This window comes from Alkalihalobacterium alkalinitrilicum, assembly GCF_002019605.1.
Lineage (GTDB): Bacteria > Bacillota > Bacilli > Bacillales > Bacillaceae_F > Alkalihalobacterium > Alkalihalobacterium alkalinitrilicum.
Genome location: NZ_KV917368.1, coordinates 4,077,045 through 4,089,139, shown reverse-complemented (window position 1 = coordinate 4,089,139; position 12,095 = coordinate 4,077,045). Strand labels below are relative to the sequence as shown.

At 28.7% G+C, this 12,095-nt stretch carries 11 protein-coding genes; all 11 read right to left on the bottom strand.

The features are described 5' to 3' along the window. Positions 1-9: 9 nt before the first annotated feature. Positions 10-870, bottom strand: a complete 861-nt coding sequence (locus tag BK574_RS19775; RefSeq protein ID WP_078429781.1) for an FAD-binding protein — start codon at positions 868-870, stop codon at positions 10-12. A gap of 45 nt (positions 871-915) precedes the next feature. Continuing rightward, positions 916-2,286 (bottom strand): oligosaccharide flippase family protein, encoded by a 1,371-nt coding sequence (locus tag BK574_RS19770; protein WP_078429780.1) that lies wholly within the window; start codon positions 2,284-2,286, stop codon positions 916-918. 42 nt (positions 2,287-2,328) lie between these two features. Beyond that, a complete protein-coding gene (locus BK574_RS19765; protein ID WP_158211700.1) occupies positions 2,329-3,396 on the bottom strand; it encodes a polysaccharide pyruvyl transferase family protein in 1,068 nt (355 codons plus the stop codon). A gap of 5 nt (positions 3,397-3,401) precedes the next feature. Beyond that, positions 3,402-4,514, bottom strand: coding sequence for a glycosyltransferase (locus tag BK574_RS19760; protein WP_078429778.1), 1,113 nt, complete (start codon positions 4,512-4,514; stop codon positions 3,402-3,404). 115 nt (positions 4,515-4,629) lie between these two features. Next, the gene (locus tag BK574_RS19755; protein WP_078429777.1) at positions 4,630-5,541 is read right to left on the bottom strand and encodes an ATP-grasp fold amidoligase family protein; all 912 of its coding nucleotides are present in this window, start codon (positions 5,539-5,541) and stop codon (positions 4,630-4,632) included. Continuing rightward, positions 5,528-6,775 carry an O-antigen ligase family protein gene (locus BK574_RS19750; protein ID WP_078429776.1) on the bottom strand — a complete coding sequence of 416 codons (1,248 nt, stop codon included), beginning with the start codon at positions 6,773-6,775 and terminating at the stop codon, positions 5,528-5,530. The genes BK574_RS19755 and BK574_RS19750 overlap by 14 nt, the downstream gene beginning before the upstream one ends. Positions 6,776-6,823: 48 nt before the next feature. After that, positions 6,824-7,900 (bottom strand): glycosyltransferase family 4 protein, encoded by a 1,077-nt coding sequence (locus BK574_RS19745; protein WP_218970597.1) that lies wholly within the window; start codon positions 7,898-7,900, stop codon positions 6,824-6,826. 171 nt (positions 7,901-8,071) lie between these two features. Then, positions 8,072-9,202, bottom strand: a complete 1,131-nt coding sequence (locus BK574_RS19740) for a glycosyltransferase family 1 protein (protein WP_078429774.1) — start codon at positions 9,200-9,202, stop codon at positions 8,072-8,074. Positions 9,203-9,234: 32 nt separating this feature from the next. Next, entirely contained in the window at positions 9,235-9,867 is a 633-nt protein-coding gene (locus BK574_RS19735; protein ID WP_078429773.1) for a GNAT family N-acetyltransferase, read from the bottom strand. A gap of 71 nt (positions 9,868-9,938) precedes the next feature. After that, positions 9,939-11,021 (bottom strand): polysaccharide pyruvyl transferase family protein, encoded by a 1,083-nt coding sequence (locus tag BK574_RS19730; RefSeq protein WP_158211699.1) that lies wholly within the window; start codon positions 11,019-11,021, stop codon positions 9,939-9,941. A gap of 46 nt (positions 11,022-11,067) precedes the next feature. Next, a complete protein-coding gene (locus BK574_RS19725; protein ID WP_078429771.1) occupies positions 11,068-12,093 on the bottom strand; it encodes a glycosyltransferase family 2 protein in 1,026 nt (341 codons plus the stop codon). Positions 12,094-12,095 lie beyond the last annotated feature (2 nt).

The window sequence follows — 12,095 nt, the reverse complement described above, 5'->3', positions numbered from 1 at the left end:
TTAGTATCCTTACTTCACACGTATTAACTCTATTTTGCACTTTTTCAGTAAAACAAAATGAATTATCCTAACAATTAATATCAGTGATAATATCGGTATTGGACTTCTTGAGCGATTATTTATCCAGTTCCATGTTTTAGAAGAAAAATGCGCCTTACCTACTCTTAGACCTCTTACTAACCAAATAATAGGACCGTATGCTGTATTAAATACAGAACCACAATTTGGTAGTACGTTATCTTGATGTTCTTTAGACCATTTAACCCTTTTTTTAATTGGATTCTCACTATTAAATTCTGTTTTTGGAAACTTGAAAACTGCACTTAATATAAATTTATCTTGACATCCTGTAAACATTGTTTTTCTAAAACCTATATCCATTTCACTACGATTTATTACTTTAATCGAACCATCACTATCAACATAAGTAACACTTTCAACAAAATCATATATTGATTTGTTATCTTTTCTACCTTTTCCAGCATTCATAGCTAGAGCTCCACCAATAGTTGCTGGTACCGAAGCTAGATAGTAAAAAGAATCTAATGACTTTTTATAACAATAGTTTAATACCTTAGAAGCCATTTCACTAGTTGAAATTTCATATAGGTTTTCATCTTCTGAGATACATGTAATTTCAGGTTTAATCATATTTTTTAAAACTAGAGTCTCTATTTTTTTTCTTGTGAAAAGTGTATTAGAACCATTTCCCAAGATAAATATTTCTTTATTATTTTGTTTTGCCCATTCTAAGTAAAAGATATAATCTTTTGCCGTTTTAATTTCTCCATAATTTTCAAAATGGTGAAAAGTTCTATATTTGGATAGAGTATCTGATTTTAAAATAGTAATCCTTTCTCTTATATACATTTATACCCACCTGTTTTTCTATTAATTTGTTTATAATAGTCTGACTTAATATTTATATATTAAGTCTATTATACCCATTACTTTAAGACTAACTCTAAGAATAGTTGCAATTATTAATAGTAGTATTAAATTAAAAAGAACGTTTCTTACGTATTTCTTCCATGATATTTTCATAACCTTGAAAAGTGTACAGAAGAAAATTATAGTTACCAATATAAATAAAATAGCCATTAAAACGAAAGAATGATAGATATTATCAAAAATAAACTTACCCATTGACAGACTCACAGCACTTATAAAAAGCTGTACAAGTGTAAAAATCATTGTATAATTTTGTCTATCTAGTGTTATAGCTAGGCCTCTTGTTGAAGTTATGATAAAACCAAAAAAGAAATATAATGCTAAAATTCTTACTAAATTGCCCGCAACTTCCCATTCTGGACCTAAAAATACAATAATTATAATATCACCAAGTGATATTAACATTGCTATTGGCAGTATTGCTATATTCATAATTCTACGTATATTATTATATACGTATTGCCCAATGGGTTTATCTTCTCTTTTCATTGACGAAGTGGTTTGAAAGAAAATTCGTCCTATAGCAGATCCTAACAAACTACTAGGCATTTGAAGCAACCTAATTGATATAGAATAATAGCCTACCATTTGGGTACCCCAAAACATTTGGATTAGTAAAATTGGTAACTGACTTTTAATTGTTCCTAATATATTTGTTGGCGTTTGATATACAACAAATTTCTTATTTACATTAATCACTTCTATAAAATCTTTATAGTTAAACGAAAACATCCCTCTAGGTAGATTACGTTTCATATGGATTAAAGTAACAACTTGCCCAATCATATTAGCGATAAAATATCCATAGGTTATAAAGCCAAAAAAGCCAAATACAATAGATAATAAACCATTTAATGAATTGTTAATTAACGGGTTTTTCATTAAAACGTTATAATTATTTTTTCTATTTAACCATGTATAACATATTTGTATCTGCTGAGTTGTAAAAACTATAATTACTAGAGTAAAATAGAAGAAAATAATATTCATATCTATACTATTAAAGTATAGGAAATAAAACAAAGTAACTAAGGAGCTTATTACTATACTGCTAATTGCAGATATAGTTGTAATAATCTTGTAATTTCTCTCGACATCATCTTCATCTTCTACCATAATTGTATTCGTTAACCCTAAATCTGAAAGTGCATTTATGATAATTGCCATTGACGTGAATAGTGCCCATATACCAATAATTTCTGCACCATAAATTCTAGTAATTATTGGTAGTGTAACTAGTGATATAATAAAGCCTATACCAGTACCTGATGATAACTTTAATATATTTTTCCTAGTACTTGATATAGCTAATTTACCCTTTAACTTTTTAAGCATATGCTTCTTTCCACTTTCTTTTTTTATTATTAAACTAAAATATCAATTTATTAATTGTTCATTTAAATAATTTTTAGAAACCTCTATTTCGACATTCAACTTCTTTTCTATTTCAGAGTAATTAATTTCATCTATACAAAAATCTTCAGAGTCTAAAGTCCTTTTATTAAGCCCTACTAAATTAATTAAACTAGAAATTCGAGAGTTCAAATTAGAATGTTTTACAACCGTAAAATCTTTCTTGAAAATAATTGAGAACGCTGTTCCATGGAATGAATTTGTACAAATATATCGTGCTTTAGCCAATGTATATATAAACTCAGAGGGTCCTAATCCTTTAAGTTTTTTTCCACTAAAATTGGAATGTGATGGAGAAATAAAAATAGGAGTACAATTCAATTGAGAGGCAACATTTTTAGTATGCTCGATTAACTCAACTGAATACTCCATCATATAACATAAAACAAAATTTTTAGGTAAAGTTACTTTATTAGCTATTTTAAGCCAGCCCTTTTTATCTAGCAAAAAAATAGGATCTAATACATGCTTAGCCTTAATTAAAAAATCTTTTTCTAAATTTTGTTGTAGTAAATTTTCTCGTACTGAAATTGCATTAAATTTAGATAAATATTTACTCACATATTCTTTTTCAACTTCATTAAAATTGTCTTTCCCCAAGCTAGCAGCGTAAGATATTCTACGCCCACTCTTAACAAAATTTAGAAAGTATGCCTTTGAACTATTTGATAAATCAGTATTCCAAACTTGATCGCTACCAACAATATACAAGTCATAATTTGGTGGATTAATTTTTATTTGCTCATCCCCAATAAACATTTCAGCTGAAATGTTAAGATGTCTTTTTCTAAATGTACTAAACCTATGTTGCTTTAACTTATTTTCAACTAACTCTTTCGGATTTAATAAGTAATGTAGTACTTTATCTCTAAAGCTTCGTTGTAGTTTTAATGAACTTGCTTTTGGATTAGGACGATAATTAATAACTTCAGTCTCGACACCTGAATTAATTAGAAACTTTTGCAGTGCATAAGCTTGTAAGACCGCTCCGTAATTATTTGCTTGGTGATAAGTAAGTGTTCCAATTCTCATGATGCTTAACCTCCATAGATAGATTTTATTTTTTGGGTATAACATTCAATATCTAATGAATGCAGCTTATCCCAATTTAACTTCATTCTGTAGTTATTTCTAAGAATATTAACTACTTCCTGCGCCCAAACTTCTCTTGATTCTGAAAGGGGTAAAAATTCACACAATCCACAATCTACCTCTTTAGGAACTGTATCAGAAACCAAACATGGGACCTCCATAGCTTGAGCTTCAAGTGCTGCAATACCAAAACCTTCTGTAATAGAAGGGAAAACAAATATACTTGCATTTTCAAGTACTTCTTTAACATTAGAATCTGCTGGCAAAAATTCCACTCTAGATGTTACCCCCAACGATTCTGCTTTATTCTGAAGCTGTTCCTTATGCTCATCGCCAGAACCAATAAGTTGCAATCTTATATTAGGGTAGGAGTTTGCAATTAGTGGTAAAATATTAACTAGTAGCATTTGATTTTTATTTTGGCAATATCTCCCAATATGAATAATATTAATTCCTTTTTCCCGAATAGATTTATCATTTGTTTTCTTGAACCATTTTGTATCAATTGGATTAGGAATAATAAAGGAATTATCATCTTCATAGTATCTTTTTCCAAAAAGGTTGACTAAAGCTTTTTTAGTACAACTAATTTTAATATTACTTGTAAGGTTCATTAAGCTTTGTAAACCTTTCTTAAGGATATACTTTATAACATTACTTTTTAAGTATTTATCGTCAGCTGTATGAGCATGTGCAATCCTGATTTTAATTCCAGCAAAATAGGCAGCCAAATTACAAATACCACTTTCTAATTCATTATGACAATGTATTACATCATATGGACCATTTTTCTTAACTATTTTATACGTATTAGTAAAAATTCTAATGAATTTATAATAGGAATCTATTTTTTTAATAAATCTACTAGAACCTTCATATTTATTAATTCTAAATATCTTACCTCCAAGCATTTCAAATTCATTATCGTAATGCCTTCTTTCAGAAGTAAACAATATTATATCGAACTTAGCATCTGGTATATTTCTGCATATATTCATTATTACATTTTGTACGCCACCGTTTCCCAACCCTTCACAGGAAACCTTAAGGACTTTCATATAATCATCTCTCTCTTTAACATAGTCAACACATAGAAATTTTCCAATATTTGTTAATTTTGGGCTGATACAAATTTACAAATAATCTTATAATATAAGAAAATCAATTATTTAGTTAATTAATTTTAGATAACTTTATCCACTCTCCCATTTCAACACCTAAGGTATTTGGATAGAAATTCCCAAAACCCGATTCAGGATAGAAGGTGATTTCACCAAAGAAAATTCGATCATTAATAGAATAGAAATCTATTCTTACAAAAGTTAACCCTTCAGCTAAGATTCTAGCTAATTTAATCATTTCAGCTAGTCTATTAGGTTTATTTATAACTATGTCTGGGTTTGTTGGATATTGAAATGAGGTAGGTAAATAATTCCAATTGGTATCGTACAAATTTCTCGTATGTCCAGTAAAACGGTTAAAATCAACTTGTATTATTTTAGGTTCCCCGTTAAAACAAAATATTTTGTAGTCTTTTAATTCCTTACCAGATTCATCAACCATGTATTTCTCACATACTATTTTTGGGTTAACATTTTTGTATGGCCATTCTCTGTATTGATAAAAATAATTTTTATTTATACTACGTCTCAATTTTTCCCTTGCTAATTCAACATCAAAGTTATTTTTATTTTTACAAATCACTATACCCCCAGAATCATGAGTACATTTCAAAACAAACTCATTTGGTAATGTAGTAATATCTATTTCATCTACCTTATCATACACTCCTAACAAAGGTATCAAATACTCCTTTCCAATAGTATTTGATACATGTTTTCTAACCTCATACTTATCTACCAATGTTGTATATTTAGGGTTACGGTCGTATATTTTTAACCACTGCAGTTTTTCGTTAAATGTATTTGGATTTCTTAAGTTTAATTCTTTTCCTAACCTAGCACGAAATAATAATTTAAGATAGAGATTGTCAGGTAGTGTTTTTAACATACCTCTTTCGCCAAAATAAGATAATATTTTATATGGATTATTAATTACTTTTGTTAAATTCTCAGTTATTTTCATTTAGGATACTCCTATTTATATTTTCTTTATTCCAACTTCCTTTTAAGGCTAATGCCAATAATATATAATAAGGAAACCACTTGTAACTAATTACTGCTACGTCCATTATAAGTAAGCACATTAGAATGGTTATTATAAAAGTATAAAAGTTTTTTTCTGCGACTATTGTAGAAGCTCTTCGTTTAATGTTAGCCTTGATAATAACTATTATGAAAAACGAATAATATAAAATAAATCCAATCAGCCCGTTATTAACCAATATTTCAATATAGTTATTATGTGAATATGTCTCAAATCCACTGTCAACACCGTATAGATATCTGTAATTTTCTATTCCATACCCAAAAAAAGGTTTTTCTTTAAAGTACTCAAACCCATATTGGATCATTTCTTGCCTAACATTAAAAGAGCTTTCTTCGCTTGACTCATTTAGTATTATTTCAGAATATATACTTTCAATTCTCCAACCAATATTTTGATATAAAAAATCAACCTTAAATATAATAAAGTGTAATGAAATAGTTAAAATGATAAATAAAGTAGTATACAAAATTTTCCTTCTAATATTTGATTTAAGTGATATTAACGCTAAATTAATGAATAAAGGGATAACACACAATAACAGGCCCTTTCGGGAGCCAGTCAACAAGACCGCCATCAACATAAATGATATTAATGGTATATATGCATACCTGTGCCGATATAGTATTTTATAAATACCAAAATTAAATGCAATTCCTATCAAAATCGCTACAGAATTTCGATTACCTATTTTTTCAAACAACACTAAAGAGGCATAGTACCTTCCTTGTAATAATCTCTCAATATCAGTTAAAGAAATCACGTACAAGCTTAAGAAAAATCCAAAATAAATTGTAAAACTAATAAATATTTCTAGCCTCTCTTCATTGTTAACTATTAAAGGTATAATAATTAACAACATAAAACACGCAAATAATGTGATCATGTTACCTATAATGAATTCATTTCTTTCCCCATAAATACCTGATGCACCAACAAGGATCAAAAATAAATAGAAAATAAAAATACTTCTATCAAACTTCAGTTCTTTATTTTTTACCAAAAAAACAAGAGACATAAGAAGTATTAAAAGAAATTTACCATATACGAAACCATCTATTGTGTAAAATAATGTAAACAAAAATACAATAGTTAGGATAAATTCAAAGTTAAATATTTTTTTTCGTTGTTCCTGTATTCTATTAGTTAACATGTTAACCTACCTGACTATTTATAGTTTGTTTTTATAAAATTAACATTTTCATTTAACTAAATTAATATAATCAATCCACTTTTTAATGATTTTTTCAGTGCTTAGTTTATCTCTAATTGCATAAGCATTATTTCCAATTTTTTCTGATATTGATTTATTTTTAATAACATAATTAATTTTTTTAGCTAGCTCTTCATAGTCTCCAACTTCTACTAAAAAACCGTTTTCACCGTTTTTTATAATTTCTGAAGGGCCATAATTACACTTGGTTGAAATTACAGGTAGACCTAGAGCCATTGCTTCAATTAATGCATTAGGAAAGCCTTCATATTTTGATGAAAGTACAAAGACAGATGCATCACAGATTTCACTATATAAGTTTTTTGCATTTCCAGGTAAAAAAACACTATCTTTTAGCCCTAAATTTTCGATCATTTCTAATAAATCTTCTCGTAGGTTACCCTCACCATAAATAATAAGTTCATAATCTGTGAAAGTTTTCCTCACAATACCAAATGCTTTAATAAGTGTTGCATGATCCTTTTGTTTTGAAAGGCGACCTACACTTACAATTACCTTCCTTTTCTTATTATTATTGCAAATAGGTAGTTCTTCATTTACAGGATTGGGGATAACAACACTTTTTTTCTGTATATTCAGATCGAAATAACCTTTAACTGCATCCGTTTGAAATACAAAACCATTTGCAAAAGGATAGATAATTCTCCTCAAAAACCTCCACACTTTATTTGGAGGATCATAAATAGGATTATTCCTTTCTGAAACTATCACTTTTATACCTGCAACTTTACAGGCTATTATAGTAGGAATGTTCCTTATGAAAGTTATTACAACATCTGGCTTTTCTCTCTTTAAAACTCGAATGAGCTTTAATATTTCTAAAAAGTTAGTTTTTAACTTATTAAATAAATTTAAATCCTTTGAACAACAGCCTAGTTTGCAATAGTTTATCTTATTATTTAATTTATAAAACGAGTTATCATTGGAAGTAACAATTATTGAAACATCCTGACCTTTTACCACTAGATTATTAGCAAGAAGGGAGACAACCCGTTCAGCGCCTCCAGCTCTCATTGTGTTCATTACAAAAAAAACTTTTTTCACCATTTTACTCACCAGATTTCTTTAATTGTTCTATTATAATACCCACATTATACTTTAAGTTATATCAGTATTATTGATCGATTATTACTTTAATAGTTATTTAATCTATGGGTATGACAATGTATAATAATGAGTATTCTTAGACTCTATTAATACATGTCATTCCATAACTTAATTTTTTTCCATAATCTTATGATATAACCTTTGCAATTTTTCTGCCTCTTTTTTTATATCATAACCAGCATTCGCTACTAACTTATATGCCTGATTTCTACCTGAGTTCTCACGAACAAGGTTTAGAATTTTAGAGGCCCATAATTCTTTCGTTTCTTTTAATGAGAGAAATTCACAACCATCAGTAACCTTTATCTCTTTAGTAATTGTGTTGGAAAATACACAAGGAAGCCCAGAACACTGTGCCTCAACCCCGACTAAAGGAAAACCTTCATATAAAGAAGTCATCACAAAGACATCCATAGCTTGTAGTAATTTATCAACATCACTTCTTTTACCTAGAAATAATACTGCATTTTTTAACCCTAGTGAGTCAACTTTATTTTTTAAAGTGGTAAATAGCTCACCATCTCCAATTAACATTAGAACTGCTTTTTTGTCTTTATCATAGATTCGATGAAATACATCAATTAAAAATAATAGATTCTTTTGATTAGATAGCCTTCCCACATTACCAATAACTATCTTATCTTCTAAATTCAATTCTTTTCTTAATTTAACTCTTTTTTCTGTATCAAATCTGTATTTATTGACATCTACAGCATTATTAATAATATGGACTTTATTATTATCCATATTCTTTTTCCCAAATTTATGTTCTCCAGCTTTTTTGGAGCATGCGAAGTATATATTAGCAGCCTTTTTCAAAGGTAGTTCAGTAAAAAAATTTCTAAACTCATTTAACCTTTTATCTGATAGCCTAGTTGCATGAGAGTGAATCACTCTATGTTTTATGCCATATTTGCTAGCTATACTTAAATAAATTACTCCGAGGCTTGAGAGATGTCCATGAACTATATCGTATTCACTACCATTAGTCTTGAAAAAAGTGTCAACTTCTGATATATAACGGAATATTTTATTAGATTTTAACGGAGATAAGATATGGACTTTAGATCCAAATTTTTCTACAAAAGTATCGAATTCTCCAGTTTCATCTGAATCACAAATTATATAATCAAATTGTACCTTAGATGTATCTATATTAGCCTGCATGTTTTTTAGAAAAGTACCTATACCACCTTTAGGCCTTTGTGCTAATACATGCAATACTTTTATTTTACCCATTAAAAATACCTCCAGAAGAAGTAGTAACAAGATCACATTATACGTTTTTGCATTACTTCTAGGTCTTTCTTATAATAATTCTTCTCAAATCCCATTTTCACATAAAAGGCTCTAGCCCTGTGATTATCTTTCTTAAAGGCCAAACAATAATCTTGTTTACCTCTTTTTAATAATTCATTATCAAATGCTTTTACTAGATTACTAGAAACGTTAGTCCCTCTATATTCAGATAAAGTCCCAATTGACATAAGCCTAACTTTTAGTTCTCGGTGCTGATCATTCGTATCTTTTTTTAGAATAGCGGCTAATGCTTCATTAATTGCCGAAAAACGTTCTTTAACTCCTTTAATTATATTTGTATTTCCTTTTATTGATTCAATCGAGATTTTTTTTAATATACTAAAAAAATTCTTTTTGTAGAAATATTTCATTGTCTGATCTAAGTCAATAGTTCCTAAAACAAATCCAACTACAGAATTACCTTTTATTGCAATAAAAAAAACGGTATTACTATTCGATAAGTATTCACCATAATACTTCTTAACCAATTTACTACCAAGGCTAGTTAAAAAATAACTATCAAACACTTTCATATGTGCGTCTGCAATAGCATTTAAATCATTACTTGTTGCTTTTCTGATTTCAACACATTTATCTTTATTCATAATTAACCACCTGACTAATAAGTTTTATAAGTATTTAAAACTTATAACTTGCCCAAATATTTCTGGAAGAATCATATTAATTCAGTAATCTTTTTATAATATTTACTATCAATATTGAAATGAACATTTTTGATATCCTGCAGTTCCTTTATTGCAGTATTTATCTCACTTTCATCACACTTTGTAAACCTAATATAATCCAGGTGCTCTAACCATTTATACTGACCAATTAACTTGTGATTATATGTCCCAAAAACAACACATGGAGTAGATGTTATTGCAGCAAATATCATTCCATGTAATCTATCTGTAATAATTAATTCTGATGCCGAAAATAGATTCCATATTTTATATAATTCATTCTCCCTTTGTTCAATAGATATTGGGTAATTAGTGATCGTATCAGTAATGTTTATTTTCTCATAATGTTTTTTGGTACTTGAAATAATCATCTCTTTTTGTTTTTTTGTATACACCCCTTCTTTATCATCCCTTAGACATATAGTAGCACCTTTTCGCTCCATTTTTATTTCTAAATCACCCAGAGACATTGCTATATCAGGTATTAAGAAAACTCTTTCCCCTAAATATTTCTTGACTAAATCAAATGATATTTTATCCCGAATAAACGTATAAAACTGTGGATGACTATTAAAAATCGTCATTGTATTTTTAAATTCACGTTTTCCCTTGTTTGTATCAGGGAAATATACTGTTTGTGGGAATAAAATGATTTTATTTTTATTAAATTTTTTAATTAATATTCTTCTATATAGTTCTTCCCGGAAATATTCAAGTCCAATATTCCCTCCACCTTTCAATGTTAATACATCTTCTGGACCTATTATTGATTGCAGATCTTTAATCTTCTTCAATGTATCACTTACTAAAACTTCAATAATTTGAGCTTCTGGATAATTTTCTTTCAGTAACTTTATGTGTGCATAAGTCATTGCATGATCGCCTAAGTTTGAGTAATCGGTACTTAATAATACATAAATTTTCCTTTTACTTTGATCAACAGCTTCAACTTTTTGTGGAAAAATTGCATAAAAAATGTACTGCGCTGCAACCAAAATTCTTATGATTAACAATTTCAATCCAAAAGGTAAAATAGATTTTAACTCCTGAATTAATTTAACATGATTCCACATCTTAAAATCCTCCATAATAAAGTGATGTATTAACTTCTGGTAGATATTACCTGATAATGTTTGGGGGTTCAAACTTTACGCTTTTTTCCTTCCATAACGGCAACTTTATGATTCCCCATAGCGTACCTATGCCATAATAAACGTGTAATAATAAAAATAAAAACGGAAGTAATAGATAACTTACCTCAAACTTTTTACCTAATGTAGAAGCTGCAGTATTTAGAATATTAAAAGAAAAGTATATACTTGCCAACACTGTTATTGGTAATGTAATTCCATATAGTCCTAAACCAATTCCAAAAATTATAGCTAGTACGAATAATAATGGCACAAAGTGATAAGTTGAGAAACATTTAGGAGAAATACCCAGGGTTAGACCTATCCAGTATCCATTTAAGAACTTCTGTTTTAACATTTTTGAAAATGTATTTCTGGCATGGTGAAATGACTGTATTTTAGGGTTCAGTAAAAATTTATACCCAGCTACTTTCATACGGTAGTGTATTTCATTGTCTTCAGTTCTAGCTAATCTTTCATCATATCCGCCGACTTTTTGAAAGACTTCTATAGAATAAGCCGCGTGTGCCAAAGTACTGACATAATTTTTTTCTTTAGTTCTTCTATAACTAGCTATTCCACTACCAAATAAAGATGTTTCAGCTATCAGGAGTGTTTTCTGCCATGAACTTTTTTCATCAATAATACTAATTCTATGCCCACCAACAATTTTTTCACCTGTTTTAAGACACTCGACATTGTTTTTGATAAAGTTTGTTGGAATGGAAGAATGGGCATCTACTCTTAAGATAATATCTCCTTTACTTTCTTTTAAGGCTATATTCCATCCGCATGGTAATGTCTTTTTGGGATTGTCTAACACGCAAACTCTATTAAAGTCATGACTTGAATTTTGAAGACAAGTCATCACTTCCTTAGTGTTATCAGTAGAATTGCCGTCAACAAATATAACTTCTATATTCCCATGGTCATAGTCTTGTTTTTTTATATCTTCTATTAAACTATTAAGTTTATCACCTGCATTAAGTGCTACAACTATAAATGAAACTAGCATCT